Origin of the sequence: Oryzibacillus soli, assembly GCF_051594765.1 — a bacterium.
Taxonomy (GTDB): Bacteria; Bacillota; Bacilli; order Paenibacillales; family NBRC-103111; genus Paenibacillus_AR.
On record NZ_JBPPGJ010000002.1, the window covers coordinates 376,675 to 394,983 of the forward strand.

Consider the following 18,309-nt stretch of genomic DNA (forward strand, 5'->3'; position numbering starts at 1 on the left):
CGAAAGGTCTTCTCGTTATAAGCATTGTACAATAGTCCGGTGCAAATCGCGACAGGAATGCGCACATCTAGCGTCCTGTCCGCTATGACGCCGTACATAATAAGGGCCCTTAACGGTTCATCCCGTTAAAGGCCCGGAATAAGTGCGGCGAATCAGATAATAAGGCTGCTAACCGCAAAGCCCATGCCGACATACACGCTGGCCAGCAGGGTGCCTACGGCGGCATTTCCCTTTTGGAGCTGATCATGGAGCGTCAGATTCGGCGTGGCCCACTCAAAAATCCAGTACGCCGCCAACAGGCAGACGTACCCGATCAGGAACCACAGTCCCATATGCCAGATGGACGAATTGGTAAAAGCCGAGATGCCCAGGATGATGGCCGTCGACACGAACTTGCCGCCCATGGCCAGGCCTACGGCCACATTCCCCTTCTTCAGCTCCTCCATATCGTCGAACGGCGTCATCCAACTGAAAACAAGCATACCTGCAAACTGCAGCACGATGATCACCAGCAAGCTGATGATGATATTAAGCGCCACCATTAATCCGCCCACCCCCTGAATTTGGACATGGCCAAGTCGTAATCGCCGAAGTCATGGACTTCCTCCAGCACGACCTTAACCTGCTTCTTGTCTTTGATGCTCTTGTACCGGTCCTCCGCAATCGGCTGCTTGATGGTATGGCCTGTCGGCAGGCTCATGATAGCGAATTGACGGAATTTGCCTTGATATTCGGTCTTGTAGACCCCGACCAGATCTACATCTGTCTCCACCTGGACCTTCAGACCCTCCAGATCCTTCTGGGCCGCTTCCGCGGTCCGGTAGGACTTGAGCGGCGCCCAGGACGAGAGCGTCACTTGATTCTGCCCGTCGGCTTGGGTCTTCATATCGGCGGTCATATAGCTGAGCACCCAGATCTTGTCCCCGGTTCCGTAATTGTCGTCGTTGGCCAGCAGCTGGTTCCCGGGCTGGATGGTCATATCGGCTCCGATCAGGTCGCCTACCTTGGCCTCCTCCACCTTATAATCCCATGGGACGGTGGAGGTTCCGGCGGCGGCGGCCGTACCTTTGCCGTTGGAGGTACTCAGCACGGCCGGCTTGCTGTCCGACACGGCACCAACGATGCCTATGATGACGGCAAGGACGATGAACCCGAAGACGACGGTAAGGATCAGCCGTTTGTTGTTCTTGCGCCTCTGGTACGGATCATAGCCGTACCCATATCCGTTCGATCTCAACTTTCCTTCACTCCCAACGCCACAAAGTGGCTGGTATTTCCTGTTATGAGCCCTCCGGCCCGGCCCAGCAGGCCGCAGGGCTCTCCGTTAATGACGAACATGCCCGTCAGCAGGCGGTAGTCCCCGTCATGGAGCGTAATCCGCGGAAGATCCGCCCGCTCCTGATAGATGTCCCGGAAGAACACGCTGGTATCGAAGCCGTCCTCATCCTTCACGTCCAGTCCGCCCGCCGCATCGTACATCCGGACGGAGCCTCCTTCACGGCCGAACATGGCCTTGGCCACATACCCGCCCTCGAAGACCGGACTGTCGTAGGTGGGCAGCATGTAGGCTTCGATGGCATCATGCTCTTCCTGCGTGAAGATCGGGGAGAGCAGCTCATGCATGCCCCAGATGACGCCCTGGAGCCCCTTGGACTGCAGAATCACCGCGTGAGGCGGATTCAGAATGTGCAGGCGGCCGGTCTCGATGCTGTAGGCCAGCGCCTCCCCGCCGTCGTCCACTCCCATCCATTCCTTGGGATAGAGGGCGAAAATACTGGGGATGGCTTGCCCTTCCCCATCCTTCAGGATACCGTCGTCCACCCACAGACTCAGGGTGTCGACGCAGCGCACCGGGTAACCGCTGTGGCGGACCAGCATCTCGATGGTGCCGGAGTCCTCCAGATGCGTGCCATAGCCGGTGCAGCAGGCATACGCCGGAGGGGCCTCGGACCAGGCCTCCCGGATCTTCCCCGCCATACCTCCGTTGCCGGTGGACAGCCCCAGCCGCCCGCACATCCATGGAGTCACGACGGATGCCTCCACATACCCGGTCGGCGTATCGGCGTTCAGCTCCAGCAGCTTAATGACGCCGCCGTCTCCGACGCTGAAGTCGAAGCGGGCGTATGTGCTGAGCTTCCCGGGCGGACCCGGGGGGATGATGTCCAGACCGTCCCACAGCACCTCCGGGATGGAGAGCATGGCATACAGATCCCGCCGTCCGATCACGAAGCGGGCCGCTTTGTCGAAGATGCCCCAGAGCAGCCGCGAGGCATCATTCAGCTCCTCCCAGACGGCCCGGTCCATGGCTACAGCCTGGTCCACCCAGTAGGCCTCTTCGCCGATATCGGCCCATGTGAATCCCATCTCCGCCAGCTCCCGGACCTTGGAGGCCCGGTCCGCCGCGGGTGTTCCTATGACTTCAAAAGCCATGTCGGCTCCTCATTTCCATACGTGGGATTAACTGCCGGAGCTGCTGCTCCCTCCGGAGGAGAAGCCTCCCGACTTGCCGCCGATGCTTCCCGAAGACGAGGAAGTCGATTTGCCCGACGACGACGAAGAGGAGGACGACGAGGACGTCCCGGACTTGCTGCTGGAGCTGCCGGAGCTAGTCGTACCGGAGCTCGTGGTTCCCGAGCTTGTAGACCCGGAGCTTGTGCTTCCTGAGCTTGTCGTTCCCGACTTGCTGCCGGAGCTTGTGGTTCCCGAGCTTGTGGTTCCGGAGCTCGTCGTGCTTTTGCCGGAGCTTGTCGTCGTCTTGCTGGAGGATGCGCCCTGCTTGGTCGTGAAGGACCCGCTGGAGGCGCTGGTCTTCGGCTTCACGTTGGACCCGGTTACCGGCTTATTCTCGAATGCTCCGGTGGAATAAGTCTTCGGCTGATAGGGCTGCTTCGTGCGGGGATCATAGACCGGGTGGCTCTTATGCCAGCTGCCCGAGGAGTAGGATCCTCCGTTGTTGAACAGCAGGTGGTACAAGAGCAGGTCGTCCCAGCCGAAGCCTCCGCCCTGGTGAATGATGACGGGTGCGGTCCCCCCGCTCGTTCCCGTTCCCGTTCCGCTTGCCGTTCCGGTGCCCGTCGTGGGGGTAGGCTGCGGCGTGCCCGCGTCAGTCAAGGGCAAGCTCCAATCCAGGCTGGGATTGAAGTACGCCTTAACCTCCTCCGTCGACCATTCCGTCAGCTTGGGCTCGGTTCCCTCGGCATGGGCCTGTTCCGTGAACAACCCAGGCGCCAGCAGCATATGCGCCGCTATCGCCAAGCCGAGAGAGGTCGACAGCACCTTCAACGGGGTGCGGCCCGACGGACGGCCGCCTTTCTCCTTCTTGTTCTCTTCCATCTGGATGACTCCTCTCACACGCTCTATTGCAGACCTGCGGCGGGTTCCTCCGCCTGCTCGTCTTCACTCTTCACGGCCAGCACCAGCAATTCCATCATCTGCGTGTCCACGTTCAGCCGGCCTTCCACCATCTCGTACTCCTTGCCTTGAACCAGCAGGTAGTTGGAATGGTTCAGCATAGCGATCATGGAATCGTTCCAATCCCGGCTGTCTACCATCGTAAGCTCTCCGTTATCCTTCTTCTCCATAATGACAACCTTCATCTTCTCCTTGCTCCCTTCCGATTAACAGTCGCTGCCGCCCTTCAGGATGCGGTCGTATAGACTATATAACGTAAATCGGCGCCTGAAGTTTCACGAGCGTCTGCTTTATGCCGCGGGAACTATTCCCTGGACGAGCGGATGGTCAGATCGGCACGGAGCGTTTCCCCCGCCGGAATCCGGACCAGCTCTTCACCCCGGTGCAGCTCCCCGTTCAGCGCCATCCACGGCTCCACGCATACGAAGTCCTTGCCTGCCGCCGTCCACAGCACCACATAGCGGAAGACCTCCGAATACTCCAGCGTGACGCGGCGTCCGGCATCCGGCAGGACGAAGGAAATCCGCGGTGCCCGGGCATCGGTCAAGGCCACGGCCTCCGTCAAGGGCGTGAGGTCGACGGAGCCGAGGAACGGCTTGGTCTCCCCGTCGTTATAGTCCAGAAGCTGTGTGGCGTCCGTCTCATAAGCCAGCTCCTTGACCGCCGTCGCGAAGTACGGGTGGAAGCCCGCATAGACCGGCATGCTGTTCGTGGAACGGTTCGTATACTCCTGCCGGATCCGAAGCTCCCCGCCGGGTCCCAGGCTGTAGGTGAACCGGAGCTCGAAGCGGAACGGATACGATTCCAGCATCTCGTCCGTAGAGGTCAGGCACAGCCGGATGTAGGGGAATCCGGCATCATCCGTCCCCTTCTCCTCCACTTCCCAGGCGGCGGTCCGGGCCAGCCCGTGATTTTTCATCCTATAGCTTCGGCCGTCCAGGGTATACGCTCCATCCTTCAACTGCCCGCTGATGGGGAACAGAATGGGGTTGCCTCCCCTGATATTGGCATCCGGGTTCACAAAAGTCTCCCGGTCGAGATAAAACAGCTCCTGTCCCTGCGAGACGTAGCTGGTGATGATGCCTCCTCTGGCGGGAGCCACCGTAAACGATGAGCCGGACGCTTCGTCCGCAAGCTCCACCATTTCATAAGGTCCATCCTGATACAATCGGATCGAGGCCATTCCATGCTTCCTCCTTATCGGGTCAAGCGACTTGTGCAGCTTGGTCCATTTTACCACATAACCTCGGGTTGTTGGCCCCCCTTCTATCGATCCAAAGTCGGTATTCAATTGGCTGGAAGTACGATAGAATAGTTCTAAAGAAATGGACGACAGGGAGCGCGGGCATGATCAACAGCTTGAAGGATTGGATGACGAACCTGATGTTTCTTACGCTCCCGCTTTTCCTTGCGCAGGTGCTGTGGCTGGACCGGCCGAGACAATCGTACCGCATGCGCTGGTGGCACATGGGGTTGGCCGCCGGCATCATCGGCATTCTGTGCATGTCTTCCCCTCTCCTCCTCTACCAAGGCTTGATTCTGGATCTTCGCCAGGTCGCTCTCATCATCAGCCTGCTCTATGCCGGCACCCGGGCCGGACTTCTGACCGCCACGATCATCCTGGGCTACCGGATCTATCTGGGTGGAGCCGGCACTGCCGGAAGCATCTTGTCCTTCATCCTGATTCTCGCCGCGTACCATTTGCTTGTCCGCCGGTACCGGGGCCGGGGAGGGTGCCCGCGGATGGTATGCGCCATCATCCTCTCCCTCTGGGGGGTGGGCTGCGTCGAGCTGATCTTCCTGCTCATCTACGAGCCCGTCTTCCATAACCCTGCCACACAGCTCCTGATGCTGGAATTCGCCCTGCTTCAGAGCCTGTCCGTCTGGGCGGTCACCTACTGCATTGAACTGATGCTCCGCAACCGGGAGCTGCGCGGCGCCATTGAAGAGACCCGCAAGCTCAAGCTGGTGAGCGAGCTCGCTGCCAGCGTATCCCACGAGGTCCGCAATCCTCTGACCGTCACCCGCGGATTCATCCAGTTTATGAGACGACCCGGGCTGCCGGAGGAGAAGCGGCAGGCTTACATTGATCTGGCGCTGGAGGAGCTGGACCGGGCGGAGCATATCATCAGCGAATTTCTGAGCTTGTCCAAGCCGCAGATGGATCGGATCGAGACGCTGCTGGTATCCCAGGAAATCCGTTACGTCACCGATATCATCTCGCCTTATGCCAGCATGAATCAAGTGGCCGTACTGGTGGACCTGTCCGGGAACTGCAGCGTGTCCGGGGATCGGGACCGATTCCGCCAATGTCTCCTGAACCTGGCCAAGAATGCCGTCGAAGCCATGCCCCACGGCGGAAGCCTTCATATTACGGCCAGCCGCACCGGGGCCCATGCGCAGATTATCATGCGGGATACGGGCATCGGCATGACCCCCGTTCAGCTTGAGCAGCTGGGGACTCCCTACTATTCCACCACGGACAAAGGTACCGGGTTAGGCACCATGTTCGCTTACAATGTCGTCCGGACCATGGGCGGCCGCATCCATGCGGAGAGCAGTCCCGGCAGCGGAACACGGTTCACTCTGACGATTCCGTGCGTGCCGGCCGCTCACTCCTCCTCCCGTTGACCGTCCCCACCAATCTCACGTTCAAAAGGAGAGTTGTCCATGAATCCAAAAGCCGTCCGGGCCTGGCTCCTGTACGATTGGGCCAATTCCGCTTTTGCCACCACGATGATCGCCGCCGTGCTGCCCATCTTCTATCTGGAGGTGGCCGCAGGCGAGCTGGAACCGAACCGGGCGGCCTCCTATTGGGGCTTCACCCAGACCGCCGCCATGCTCCTGGTCGCGGTAGCGGCGCCTGTCCTCGGGGCGATAGCCGACTATGCCGGGAAGAAAGCTTTTTTCCTGCGCTTCTTCACATGGCTCGGCGTTCTCTCCTCCCTGCTGTTCGTCTTCGTAGGACAAGGCGATTATCTGGCCGCCTCGTTCCTCTTCATCCTAGGAGCCGTCGGCTTCACCGGCGGGAACAGCTTCTATGACGCCCTGCTTCCCGAGATCGAACCGGATCCCGGCAAGCGGGACTATCTCTCCTCGAAGGGCTACGCTTACGGCTATATCGGCGGAGGCCTGCTGCTGATCCTGGACCTGGCGTTCATCCAGGCTCCCGGACTGTTCGGACTGCCGGACGGTCTGGCCGGCACCCATCTGGCCTTCGCATCGGTAGGACTGTGGTGGTTCCTCTTCTCGATTCCGCTATTCCGTCATTTCCGGAATGACCAGGATGCGGCCCCGCTGAAGATCGGACAATACGCCGCCGTCGGCTTCAGCCGGGCGTGGACCACCCTGAAGCGCCTTCCCCGGTATCCTGAGCTGCTGAAGTATCTTCTCGCCTACTGGTTCTTCAACGACGGCATCAATACCATCATTACCATGGCCACCTCCTACGGCAAAACCATCGGCATCGGGACCCAGCACCTCATCATCGCCTTGGTCATCACTCAGTTCGTCGGCATCCCCTTCACCCTCCTGTTCGGACGCATTGCGGAGCGCTTAGGCTCCAAACCGTCTCTGTACCTGTCCTTGGGCATCTATCTGCTGATCGTCGTGCTGGGGTATTTCATGACCAGCGCGATCCACTTCTACATCCTTGCGGGTATGGTCGGCTTCGCCCAGGGTGGCAGCCAGGCCATCGCCCGGTCTCTGTTCAGCCGGCTGATCCCGGCAGGCCAGACCGCCGAGTTCTACGGCTTCCTTAGCGTCTCCAGCAAATTCTCGTCCATGGTAGGCCCGGCCGTCTTCGGACTGGTGGGCCTCTTGACGGGCTCCGTCCGGTTCGCCATCCTGACGTTGGCCCTCTTCTTCATCGCCGGCATGCTGCTGCTCCGGCGGGTGGATCTGGAGAAGGGAGCCCGGGAGGCCGCCGCCTGACCGCTTCTCGTTAGCCTCATCCACCCGCACAAGGAAGGGCTGCACAGCAGCAAAAGCTCCCGATTCCGGTCTCAGAGACCGGTCGGGAGCTTTCTATTGCGTGGAGCCTATTCCAGCTGCGCCAGCTCGTCGGCCAGCTGGCGGCTTCTTTTGGCGTTGCCCTCTGCGAAGTTCTGCAGCCGGGTCTTCAGCTCATTGTTGCCGTGCACCCGCTCCGCCAGAATGGTGTAGGTCCGGAGCAGCTCCGTCTCCTCCTCCAGCGTGCTCTGCAGAATGGACTTCAGCTCACCGGGGGCGATGCCGCATGCTTGGGCGTTGTGGTCGCAATCCATGGGAGAACCCTCCGTTTCCTTAGAATGGCATACGTTAGTTTCCGCCAGGCTGCGGAGAGCTATACACACGGCTGGAAATCTCACAGGCTTAGAAGCCGTACACTCTCCAGGACTCGATGCCCGAGGAGAAGCCCGACTTGGCCGTGATATTCAGCCTGATCTTGGTGGTGGCGACCGGTGTGAAGGTCGTCGTGTTGTATTGGTTCCCCAGGGTTCCCAGGCCGCTGGGACTGGCGACGTTGACCCATGCGGTGCCGTTCCAAACCTGCAGGGTATAGCTTGCCGGCAGATCGATGCCCTGATCGTCGTCGAACCAGTAGATCTCGGCCTTCGAGAGCGTAACGGTCCGTGCAAAATCATACTGCACCCACTGGGTCGTGCCCGGATTATCCCAATTGCCGTACACCGGGTGCCCCCGGTCGTTGGAGCTGGTCGGAGCATAGCCGTCATTCAGGCCGGCCAGGCTCTCCCACGCGGACACGAAGGAAGATGTGGCCGTCGCTTCGGATTCGATGGGCTGCGGCGTCGTGGAGGGGGTCCCCTGCTGAATTTGGACCGTATAGCTGGCTGCCGTGCCCAAGCTCAGAGTCACCACCGCAGGCTGCCCGTTCACCACGTTCACCGTGCCGGTCTGCGTATTGTTGACCAGCACCTTATAGGTTCCTGCCGGCATGCCGGTCAGCGTCAGCTTCGTGGTGTGGGCGGTGCCCGGTGTCGAGCTGCTCAAGGCCAGGCTCAGATCGTTCTTGGCCAGTGCCACGGTAGCCGTCGTATACCGGTCACGGTCCAGGGCCATCCCGAATTTCTGGGTGATCAGATTCAGCTTCTGGAATACGCCGTCCTTCGGAACGACCGTGTAGCTGCTTCCATTGACGGTTGCATCGCAGCCGTAGCAGGTCAGGCCGAAGATCGGGTCCACCGCCACGTCGGCGCTCAGAATCTTAATGGCTCCGAACAGACCCAGGTCCGCTTCACCGGACATGCCCCTCCAACCGTTGAAGAGCGGACCTCCATCCAGTCCCAGCGCCCCGTTATTGCCCTTCATGGCCTGATAGGTCCAGGACACGGCCCCGATATCCGCCGCATCCGAGCTGATCTGCCCGGAGTTGATGGCGTTCACGTTGGCGATTTTGGCGGCGTAGGACAGGCGCTGCTCCGTCTCCGGAGCGGCGGAGTGATTTCTTACCCAATCATCCATGGCATAGCCGGCCAAGGAAACGGTGTACTGGAACTGCCACCAGGGCTCACCGTTGATGGTCACCGGATCGGCATAATAATACCAGACCGGCGCCTTGCTGCGGACCGCACGGGTCTTCGTGTTGATCTTGCTCTTGATCGACGTATTGTTGTTCATCTTGGCCAAGGTATAGACCGCTTCCTCGCCGGTGTTGTCATAGTTGTACTCCGAGCCATATGGATAGGTGGTATTGGCGAAATTGCTGTACTTCTGCGACATCTTGGCGATGATATCATTGGCTTGTGCCGTCAAGCCCTCGTCCTGCAGGGCCTTGATGATCTCCGGGGTCGTGAGCTCTCCCATCAAGCCGGTGTTCCAGTTGTACGCCACAGGACCGTCGTACAGCGCCTTCATGATATTGTAGGCCCGGAGCAGATACGTATTCCGAGGCTGGATGTAGCTGACCAGACCCGGGTACAGCTTGGAGATTTTGTACATGCTGAAGTAGGTATTGTAGATGTGGGGATAGGCGTAGCCCCGGTAAGTCGGCGTCGTATTCGTACCGGCCATCAGGAAGTCCGGAACCAGGTAGTCCGTGTGATGGTCCTTCATAAGATTGGTCCAGATCGCCGTCTCCAGATACTGGTCCAGCGCCGTCACCTCGGAGGCTACCGGCTTCTGCACGTTCTTCTCCGCCAGGAACTGGGCGTGGGTGTAGCCCCAGTCGTCGCCCCAGCCCCAGTAGCCGGCAAAATTGTTGCGCTTCGCGTTATTCTGCATCATCCAGTCATCGAACACCTTGTCCCGGATGTCCCCCGGAACATTCCACTGCTGGTTGGCCACCATAAAAGTGGCATGCCGCTGCAGAGCGGCATCGATCGGCTCGATGGCGTAGAACTGAAGCACCGTTTTCTCCCCGCTGCCGTAGGTGACGGTGATGTTGTTCGGACCCAGATGGTTCATCTGCAGCGAGTAGAGCTTATGGTTGGTTCCGGTGGTGCCCAAGGAGGTGACCGTCGTTTCCGAAGGGTATTGGGGGGTCACCGCCGTGATGGTCTTGGAGGTATGCAGATCGAACTTGGCCGTCTGGTTGGTCGGTACGATCATGCCCGGCACCACATTGACGTCGATCAAGCCTTCGGCATACAGCCTGTCCTTGACCGCCTGCTCGTTATCGGCCTTGACGAATTTGAAGGCATAGGTCTTGCTGGCGCCGGGGGCAAGCGTCAGGCTCGTGTTGGGCAGATAACCCCGGCCGGTGCTCTTAATCACATTGGAGTGGATGTAATAAACGGACAGTCCCTCCACCCAGCCTCCCTGATCGGCTGCCCACTTGCTGCCCGCATGGTCCTGGATACGCCAATTGTCCATGTACTCGAAGCCCGCACCTGTGGAGGCGTCCGGAAGCAGAAGCAGGCTAGGCCCGATGCCGCTGGGGCGCTGCACGGTCACATAGGAGCTGTTGTTGCCGATGAAGGAATGGCTGACCACCCGGGTCTCATAGATTTCCTCGTTGTTGCCGCCCGTCCAGAACTCATTGAACGGCAGGGGAAGGCCGAAGTCCCCGATCTCCAGCGTTTGGGTACTGGTATTGGTCACTTGAATCTGCCATTGAAGCGCATCGTTGACCAGCGAGTACGACTCGTTCACCCGGAAATTCCGGATGCCTTCCGCGTTGGCGGAATTCTGGTAGGTGATGTTCACGGTACTTCCGGTCTGGCTCTGGGTACGGACATCGGCCGACTTGCTGGTCCAAGCCTTCGTCCAGGCTCCGTTGTTCAAGCGGTACGTAAACATCAGCTCGCCGAGCCACTGGTGATCGGCGGTGTTCTGGTTGGGCGCGTTGGTGCCGTTCATGACGTAATTGGTCGGGAAGCTGTCGCCGGCCAGCTTCAGCGAGGTGATCTCCCCGTTGGTGCCGGTCTGCACATCGAAGGTGCCGTTGCTTAAGGGGTAGGCCCCTGCCAGCTTGGGCAGCGCGAGAAGTGCCACTGCCGCGGCAGATACAAGCGTCAAGTGGAGCAAAGCCCTTTTCCCGGATGCCGGGAGCCATTCTTTCATACCCATACAAGCCTCCTTTTATTTGGGAACGACTATGGAATACGCCGGGGAACGACCCCGTTTCAAGCGCTCCAACACCTCCTCTCAAGTCTCATGAAAAAGCTTGTCCTCGGCCTGCCCGCTATCCATTTACCCTGCGTATGTAAGCGCTGTATCTCAAATTGTAAGGAAATGGTTCTCTACCCGCGACAAGTAATTCCAACCTGTTTTTTAGAGATTTCAACCTAAAGAAAGCGCTTTAATAAACGTTTCCCATCCGCTATGATAGAGATAAAATCTGGGGATCGGGAGTGTTTCGATGGATTCCGGCATTCTGCACTTTCTTACTCCGCCCATACCGTATTTTATCGACTGCGGCTTGGCCGTCTTCGAAGCCGGCGAATGCCATATCAGCCGGAACCAGATGGGCTCCTTCGACCTGATCGTCGTCACCAAGGGAACGCTTCCGATTGGGGAAGCCGACTCCTCGTGGGAATTAACACCTGGAGAAGCCCTGATCCTGCGGCCGGACGCCCACCATTACGGGACGCGGCCCTGCGAGGCCTCTACGGAGTTTATATGGATCCATTTCCATACCTTCGGGGCTTGGGGCGAATACCCCGATATGGAGGCCTGCCTGGCTCAAGGCGAGATGCTGATCGGCCAGCACAAGGAGAGCGCCTACCTGAATCACTGCGAGGTGAACTCCATCTTCATTCCGAAACACTTGCGGGTGTCCGCGAAGACCATGGAAATTCTGGATGACTTCCGGGCGCTGGAGCACGAGCCCCGCTCCCTGCGGAATTGGAAGCGGCAGAATACCTTCCAATCGTTTCTCCAGCACGTGGACCTGGAGATCCGGTCGGCCTCGGATACGACGGCCTTCCAGTTGGCGGAGAAGGTGGAGCTGTTTATCCGGCGGCATTATAAGACGAAGCTGACCAACTCCTATCTGCAGAGGGAGCTTAATTACCATCCCAATTATATGGCGAAGTGCATGCTGAAGATCTTCGGGAAGACGCCGATGGAATACCTGATGCATTATCGCATCGAGCAGGCCAAGAAGCTCCTGATCCAGACGGAATGGCCCATGTCCCGCATTGCGGAAGAGGTCGGTTTCCCTCATGCCTCCTACTTCACCCACTGCTTCTCCACCCGGGAGGGTACACCCCCCCTAAGCTTCCGCAAGAAATACAAAAATCTATAGCAGGACAAAAAACCGCCGACGGATGGAATCCGTCGGCGGTTTGGGTTTCTAGACTATCGAAGGGCGGGAGCCGTCAGCCGTGCGCTTTGGCGTCGGCCGCTGCAGGCTTCAGCTTCAGCAGCTTTCTCAGGTAAGGCAGGACGTAGTAGTCAGCACCGAATTTACCGGCGTTGGCGCCTGCTGCGAGGATCACGAAGCCCAGCATGATGTACCAAGGGTTGCTCGATACGGTACCGGCGTACATGAACATGAAGTTCATCAGAAGGCCGAAGAACATGGCGGTGGTGGTCAGGCAGCCCAGGATCAAGCCCAAGCCGACCAGGAATTCGCCGTAAGGAATGATGGTGCTGAACAGCTTGGCGTTCGGAACGGCGAAGTTGTTCAGGAAGCTGACGAAGTGCGGGTAGAGCTGGTCTTGGGTTCCGGTTTCGAGGACCGGCTTCGCAACGGCGTTCTTCAGGAAGCCCGCGGCGTCAAAGGCCTTGGTTGCGGTGAGCTTCTCCCACCCGTGGTGCATCCATTCCCATCCGAGGTATAAACGAAGCAGCGTCAGCAAGCCGGCGGCGTACACATTCTCACGAAGAAATTTGTTAATCATTTTTCATCTCTCCCTTACTATTTGTGTGTTCCTTATGGCTTTATAATAACTTCTCGTGATATAATTCACAATACTCAAATCAATGTGTTCACATTTTGTTAAATAAGATTTGTCTTTATTTTGAATAAGGTTTTTACAAAGAATTTCTACTTTATAAGAATGCTAATCCAAAAGCCGTTGAAACCCGCTCCAGAACTGGCTTTTGGAGCTGGAGGCCTTCGGCAAATTGTGCCGAAAGCCGGAGGCCGCATGAATCATTAACATATCCGGGGCAGCATGGAGCCGGTCAGCCTATGAAGCCTTCGGGATGCTCCGAACGGGGTCTTCAATAGCAGACGTCCCTCTCCCGTCCCGGTTACCCTGCCGATTACAGCCGCTTCCCTCCCTTCCGGATGGCCGCGCAGCGCTTCCAGAACCGCAGCTGCAGCCGATTCCTCCACGATCAGCACCGCTTTGCCCTCATTGGCCAAATACAGCGGATCGAAGCCCAACAGCTCACACATCCCCTCTACTTCGGGACGGATCGGGATCACATCTCCGTCCAGCTCGATTACGGCGCCGTAATCCTCGCAGAGCTCAACCAGTGCAGTCGCCAAGCCGCCCCGGGTCGGATCCCGCATGACGCGAACCCGGTCCGATGCCCGGCATGCCGCTTGCAGCATATGGTTTAAGGACGCGCAGTCCGAAGAACTCTCCGTGACGAGGCCCCATTCATTCCGGGCGGACAGCACCGCCGTCCCGTGATCGCCGACCGTCCCTGAGAGGATGACCGCATCCCCTTCCCGGATGGCATAAGGATCGGTCATGGGCCGATCAGGCACCACGCCGATTCCCGTCGTGTTGATGTAGATGCCGTCGCCGGAGCCCTTCTCCACCACCTTGGTATCTCCGGCCACCAGGGTCACACCTGCATGTGCAGCCTCCAGGGCCATGGCCTCGGCCACCCGCCGGAGATCGGACAGGGGGAACCCCTCCTCCAGGATAAAAGCCGCCGTCAGATACAGCGGAACTGCTCCGCTTACGGCCAGATCGTTCACCGTGCCGGCCACCGCCAGCTTGCCGATGCTGCCGCCCGGGAAGAACAGCGGCTTGATGACGAAGCTGTCCGTCGTCAATGCAATCCGTCCTTCCGGCCGGGGCAGATGAACGGCATCGGGCAAAGGCTCCGATCCCCGGCCAAAGGCGGTCAGGATGATGTCCCGGACCAGCCGGTGGGCCGCCTCTCCCCCATCCCCGTGGGCCATGGTTACAACCTCGCTCATGTTATCCCTCCCGCATGTAGTGGTACTCCGCCGCGCAGGAGCCCTCGCCCGACACCATGCAGGGGCCCACCGGATTGACCGGCGTGCACGCCTTGCCGAACAGAGGACACCCCGAAGGCTCAAGCACTCCCCGGATCACTTCGCCGCACCGGCAGCCGGTAGGCTTCGCGGGAGAGGTCCGAACCTGGAACTTGCGCTTCGCGTCCAGATAACCGTATTCCTCCCGAATGGCCAGCCCGCTGGCGGCAATAGTGCCGATGCCCCGCCACTCCTCGGCGGCGGGCTGGAACAGCCGGTCCATGAGCCGCTGGGCAGTCACGTTGCCGATCACCGTAACGGCTGACGGATGGTCGTTCACGATTTCCTTGCGGCCGGACACCGCCAGCTCCAAGAGCCGATGGATGCCGCGGACCAGCTCCAAGGGCTCGAAGCCGCTGATGACACCCGAAAGGCCGAATTCCTCAGGCAGGAAGGCGAAGTGGGCGCTTCCCGTTATGACGGATACATGTCCCGGAAGCAGGAAGCCGTCCAGCGCCACCTCCCGAAGCTCCAGCAGATGCCGGAGAATCGGCTCCACCAGCTTGCCGGAGAGCCACAGGCTGAAGTTGGGCAGCCGCAGCCGGTCCGCCTCCAGCAAGGCCGCACCCAGAACGGGGATGGTGGTCTCGAAACCGATGCCCAGGAAGACGACCTCCCGCTCGGGATACCGGATGGCCAGATCCACCGCATCCAATGGCGCATACACCACCCGGATGTCCCGGCCCCGGGCCTTGGCGTCCTGCAGGGTTCCCCTGCTGCCCGGCACCCGCATCATATCGCCGAAGGTGCAGAGAATCCGGTTGTCCTCCTCGGCCAGGCCGATCATGGCATCAATGGCGCTCTGATCCGTCACGCAGACGGGGCAGCCCGGCCCCGATACCAGCGTGACCGCCTCCTTCAGCGCCAGCTTCAAGCCGGAGCGGGCCAGTGCCATCGTATGCGAGCCGCACACCTCCATGAAGACGGGCTTGCGGCCGTATTGCTCCCGGAACGCCGCCGCCATCCGGAGGACCCGTTCCAGCAGTGCCCGGTTCAGACCGGGGTCATGAAGGGCGTTCCGATTGTCTCGCATCGATGAGCTTCCTCCATTCCTCGAGACTGTCCTCCGCCGCTTGGCGGTCGATCACGGAGATCGCTTGGCCGGCATGCACGATCACATAATCCCCGGCGCGCACCTCCGGGACGAAGAGAATGCCGACCTTGATGCGGGATCCCATCACATCCACCACAGCGGCAATCCCTTCGATTTCGATCACTTCCGCCGGTACGCCCACACACATCAGGCTCCGCCTCCTTTCCTCGCTGCTGCGGCGGCTGTCAGCTGGCCCAAGGCCAGACCGCCGTCGCCGCATGGCACCTTCCGGTGCGTATATACGGTATATCCGTTCTGCTCCAGCAGCTCCCGGATTCTCCTCCGGAGAAACCGGTTGTGGAAGGAGCCGCCCGAGAGCACCGCCTTATCGGGCAAGGTCGGGAGCTGATCCTGCGGGCCGGCTTCCTCTTCCTTCAGCATCCGCCGTCCCCGGTCCAGAAGCTCTGCCGCTCCTTGAGCCACCGTTTCATGAAAGCGCAGTGCCGTTATATGCACCGGCCGGCCGGACAGCCGATCCGACGCGATACGGCGGAGCGCTTCGCTCATGTCCAGCTCCCAGAGGCCGCCGTCCGTGCAGCGGAGCGTATACGGGTACGCCTCCGGTCCGGCAGCATGATCGGCAGCGTCTCCCGTGCCCGCGGAGTACGCCACGGCTGCGGCTGCGGCGAGCTCCGACAGCACGATGGCGGCTTCGCCGTCGTACGTCGATTCGGAGACAAGCCCCAGCACGGCGGACACCGCATCGAACAGCCGGCCGCAGGTACCCGCCATCGGGCTGTTGATGCCTGTCTCCGCCAGCCGGCGGATGACCGGCAGCTCCCGAAGCCGCTCCGGGAACAGCTGCTCTGCCAGCCCATAGCCTTCGCCGTCCGGCAGCAGCTTCATCAGCATGGCGGCGGCATTCCGCCACGGATGGCGGATGGCGGCTTCGCCGCCCGGCAGGGGCGTATACCGCAGGTGCCCCAGCCGCCGTACCGCCGAGGCGCTTCCGTAGAGAGCCTCGAAGCCCCACACGGCACCGTCCGTTCCGTAGCCGGTGCCGTCCAGGATCAGCCCGTACACGTTCTCGTACGGGCCCAGGCCGTTGTCGGCGGCGCACGACGCCAAGTGGGCATGGTGGTGCTGGATGGGCGCCGGCTTCAGGCCGTATTCGCGGGCCAGAGCCCCCGTGGCGTAGCCCGGGTGCAGATCGATGCCCGCAAGCTCCGGCCGGAGGCCCATCCAGCGCGACAAATGCCCGTATTCCCGCCGCCAATGCTCCTGCACCTCGACCCCCTCCATATCTCCGATATGGGGGCCGAGGAAGATCTGGCCGAAGCGGCCGAATGCGAAGGTGTTCTTCTGGCTGCCGCCGAAGGCCGCCGCCCCGTGAACCTCTTCCGCGGCCGGGCCGCCGATGGGGTCGGGCACATAGCCCCTCGACCGACGGAGCAGATCCACCCCGTCCGTGCAGACCTGGACGACCGAATCGTCCAGAGGATGCAGGATCGGACGATTATGGGTCAGCACCAAGTCCGCGATGCCCCGCAGATAACCGAAGGCCTCCTCGTCCCGGTACAGGATCGGCAGGCCCGACGGATTGGCGCTGGTCATGACCAGGTGCGGCAGCTCCTCCATCAAGAGATGGTGCAGCGGCGTGTAGGGCAGCATCACCCCGACGGTGGCCATGCCCGGCGCAATCCCCGGAGCCAAAGCCTCCGCTGCCGCCTTCTTCCGCAGCACCACGATCGGCGCCTCCGGGGAGGTCAGGAGCGCCTCCTCCTCCGGCGACACCTCGCAGACGCGCCGGCAATCCTCCAGGCTGCGGACCATCACCGCCAAAGGCCGGCGGGGGCGCTTCTTCCGCTGCCGGAGCAGCTCCACGGCTGCCGGGTCTGCGGCGTTGCAGGCCAGGTGGTAGCCGCCCAGGCCCTTCACCGCCGCAATGGCTCCCTGCCGCAGCAGCTCCGCACACCGGCGCACCGCGGCATCCCGCTCCGCCAGCACTGCCCCGTCCGCATCCGCCAGCACCAGCTGCGGCCCGCAGTCCGGGCAGGCGATGGGCTGCGCATGGTGCCGGCGGTTCCGGACATCCTCGTATTCCTCCCGGCAGCGCGGGCACATGGCGAAGCCCTCCATTGAGGTGTAGGGCCGGTCATAGGGCAATTCACGAATGATCGTATAGCGTGGCCCGCACTGCGTGCAGGTGATGAACGGATAGCGGTAGCGGCGGTCTGCCGGGTCTCGCATTTCGGCCAGACATTCGGGGCAGACGGCCACATCCGCGGGGATCACCAGCGAGGAGGTCCCCTCCCGGTCGCTCGGCACGATATCGAAGGAGGAATAGCCCTTCGCCTCCGTCTCCGAAGCCGACACCTCCTCCACCCGGGACAGCCGGGGCGCCTCCGACCGGATGGCCCGGAGTAGCTGCTCCAGCGCTTCAGCCTCTCCCTCGGCAACCATCCGGATGCCGTCCATATTGTTCTGTACCCAGCCCGTTAAGCCATGCTTCTCCGCCAATCCGAACAAAAAGGGCCGGAATCCTACGCCCTGCACCCGGCCCTTCACGGTGATCAGGAGCGCCGTGCAGCCTCTCTTCGCTGTCCGATCCATTCCAGCCACGTCTCCATTCCTTCCCGCGTGGTCGCCGACAGCGGGATCAGTGAGGATTCCGGATTGATGCCGGCCAGATCCCGCCTGGCATCCTCCACGCTGAAGCTCACGTAAGGCAGAAGGTCGATCTTGTTCAGGAGCACCAGCTCGGTGCGCAGGAACATGGTCGGGTACTTCGGAATCTTGTCGTTGCCCTCGGGCACGCTCAGCACCGCCACCTTATGATGCTGACCCAAGTCATACCCCGACGGACATACCAGATTACCCACATTCTCGATGAAGAGGATGTCCGTATGGGCCAAGTCGAACCGGGACAAAATCTTCGTCACCATCCGGGCATCCAGATGGCAGCCGCCTCCGGTGTTGATCTGCTCCGCCTGGACGCCCAGAGCGCGGATCCGGTCCGCATCCTTCTCCGTTGCCAGGTCCCCTTCGATGACCCCGATCCGGTAACGGTCCCGGAGCGACGAGAGGGTCGCCTCCAGGAGCGTCGTCTTGCCGGCACCGGGCGAGCTCATCAGATTGATGGCCAGCGTCCCGGATTGGCGAAGCTCCTCCCGGATATATGCCGCAGCGCTGTTGTTGTCCTTCAGCACATCTTCATTCAACACGATCTCCACGCGTG

The 18,309-nt window shown here is 60.7% G+C and carries 17 protein-coding genes and 1 pseudogene; 3 read left to right on the forward strand and 15 right to left on the reverse strand.

The genetic code is table 11. The features are described 5' to 3' along the window. Window positions 1-152 precede the first annotated feature (152 nt). The 6 genes from ACSEXW_RS03635 to ACSEXW_RS03660 form a co-directional block, all read right to left on the reverse strand. On the reverse strand, window positions 153-542 hold the full coding sequence (locus ACSEXW_RS03635) for a DUF350 domain-containing protein (RefSeq protein WP_438444731.1): 390 nt from the start codon (window positions 540-542) through the stop codon (window positions 153-155). Further along, complete coding sequence (locus ACSEXW_RS03640) at window positions 542-1,237, reverse strand: signal peptide protein (RefSeq protein ID WP_438444732.1); 696 nt, start codon at window positions 1,235-1,237, stop codon at window positions 542-544. Before ACSEXW_RS03640 ends, ACSEXW_RS03635 begins: the two co-directional genes overlap by 1 nt. Then, complete coding sequence (locus ACSEXW_RS03645) at window positions 1,234-2,430, reverse strand: glutathionylspermidine synthase family protein (RefSeq protein WP_438444733.1); 1,197 nt, start codon at window positions 2,428-2,430, stop codon at window positions 1,234-1,236. Before ACSEXW_RS03645 ends, ACSEXW_RS03640 begins: the two co-directional genes overlap by 4 nt. A gap of 27 nt (window positions 2,431-2,457) precedes the next feature. Then, entirely contained in the window at window positions 2,458-3,333 is an 876-nt protein-coding gene (locus ACSEXW_RS03650; protein WP_438444734.1) for a hypothetical protein, read from the reverse strand. A gap of 23 nt (window positions 3,334-3,356) precedes the next feature. Continuing rightward, a complete protein-coding gene (locus tag ACSEXW_RS03655) occupies window positions 3,357-3,596 on the reverse strand; it encodes a hypothetical protein (RefSeq protein ID WP_438444735.1) in 240 nt (79 codons plus the stop codon). Window positions 3,597-3,715: 119 nt separating this feature from the next. Further along, window positions 3,716-4,594, reverse strand: a complete 879-nt coding sequence (locus ACSEXW_RS03660; RefSeq protein WP_438444736.1) for an aldose epimerase family protein — start codon at window positions 4,592-4,594, stop codon at window positions 3,716-3,718. Window positions 4,595-4,758: 164 nt separating this feature from the next. Between ACSEXW_RS03660 and ACSEXW_RS03665 the strand changes: the two genes are divergently transcribed. Continuing rightward, window positions 4,759-6,042: an ATP-binding protein gene (locus tag ACSEXW_RS03665; RefSeq protein WP_438444737.1), complete on the forward strand. Its 1,284-nt coding sequence runs from the start codon at window positions 4,759-4,761 to the stop codon at window positions 6,040-6,042. Between the two features lie 39 nt (window positions 6,043-6,081). Then, complete coding sequence (locus tag ACSEXW_RS03670; protein ID WP_438444738.1) at window positions 6,082-7,344, forward strand: MFS transporter; 1,263 nt, start codon at window positions 6,082-6,084, stop codon at window positions 7,342-7,344. 107 nt (window positions 7,345-7,451) lie between these two features. Here the strand turns inward: ACSEXW_RS03670 and ACSEXW_RS03675 are convergent, their stop codons facing one another. The 3 genes and pseudogenes from ACSEXW_RS03675 to ACSEXW_RS03685 form a co-directional block, all read right to left on the reverse strand. Next, window positions 7,452-7,676: a hypothetical protein gene (locus tag ACSEXW_RS03675; protein WP_438444739.1), complete on the reverse strand. Its 225-nt coding sequence runs from the start codon at window positions 7,674-7,676 to the stop codon at window positions 7,452-7,454. An 88-nt stretch (window positions 7,677-7,764) separates the two neighbouring features. Further along, complete coding sequence (locus tag ACSEXW_RS03680; protein ID WP_438444841.1) at window positions 7,765-8,226, reverse strand: discoidin domain-containing protein; 462 nt, start codon at window positions 8,224-8,226, stop codon at window positions 7,765-7,767. Continuing rightward, window positions 8,220-10,914: pseudogene (locus tag ACSEXW_RS03685) on the reverse strand (DUF5695 domain-containing protein); the annotation flags it as partial. The pseudogene ACSEXW_RS03685 and the gene ACSEXW_RS03680, both read right to left, overlap by 7 nt. 298 nt (window positions 10,915-11,212) lie before the next feature. Here ACSEXW_RS03685 and ACSEXW_RS03690 point away from each other — a divergent pair. Beyond that, window positions 11,213-12,100: a helix-turn-helix domain-containing protein gene (locus ACSEXW_RS03690; RefSeq protein WP_438444740.1), complete on the forward strand. Its 888-nt coding sequence runs from the start codon at window positions 11,213-11,215 to the stop codon at window positions 12,098-12,100. Window positions 12,101-12,173: 73 nt separating this feature from the next. Here the strand turns inward: ACSEXW_RS03690 and ACSEXW_RS03695 are convergent, their stop codons facing one another. The 6 genes from ACSEXW_RS03695 to hypB all read right to left on the reverse strand — a co-directional run bounded on the left by ACSEXW_RS03695 (window position 12,174) and on the right by hypB (window position 18,304). After that, on the reverse strand, window positions 12,174-12,698 hold the full coding sequence (locus tag ACSEXW_RS03695) for a DoxX family membrane protein (RefSeq protein ID WP_438444741.1): 525 nt from the start codon (window positions 12,696-12,698) through the stop codon (window positions 12,174-12,176). A 257-nt stretch (window positions 12,699-12,955) separates the two neighbouring features. After that, window positions 12,956-13,960, reverse strand: a complete 1,005-nt coding sequence (gene hypE / locus ACSEXW_RS03700; protein WP_438444742.1) for a hydrogenase expression/formation protein HypE — start codon at window positions 13,958-13,960, stop codon at window positions 12,956-12,958. A 1-nt stretch (window position 13,961) separates the two neighbouring features. After that, complete coding sequence (gene hypD / locus ACSEXW_RS03705; RefSeq protein WP_438444743.1) at window positions 13,962-15,071, reverse strand: hydrogenase formation protein HypD; 1,110 nt, start codon at window positions 15,069-15,071, stop codon at window positions 13,962-13,964. Continuing rightward, window positions 15,043-15,279, reverse strand: coding sequence for a HypC/HybG/HupF family hydrogenase formation chaperone (locus ACSEXW_RS03710; RefSeq protein WP_438444744.1), 237 nt, complete (start codon window positions 15,277-15,279; stop codon window positions 15,043-15,045). Before ACSEXW_RS03710 ends, hypD begins: the two co-directional genes overlap by 29 nt. Beyond that, window positions 15,279-17,684, reverse strand: coding sequence for a carbamoyltransferase HypF (hypF, locus tag ACSEXW_RS03715; protein ID WP_438444745.1), 2,406 nt, complete (start codon window positions 17,682-17,684; stop codon window positions 15,279-15,281). Before hypF ends, ACSEXW_RS03710 begins: the two co-directional genes overlap by 1 nt. Then, complete coding sequence (gene hypB / locus ACSEXW_RS03720) at window positions 17,645-18,304, reverse strand: hydrogenase nickel incorporation protein HypB (protein WP_438444746.1); 660 nt, start codon at window positions 18,302-18,304, stop codon at window positions 17,645-17,647. Before hypB ends, hypF begins: the two co-directional genes overlap by 40 nt. Window positions 18,305-18,309: the final 5 nt, after the last annotated feature.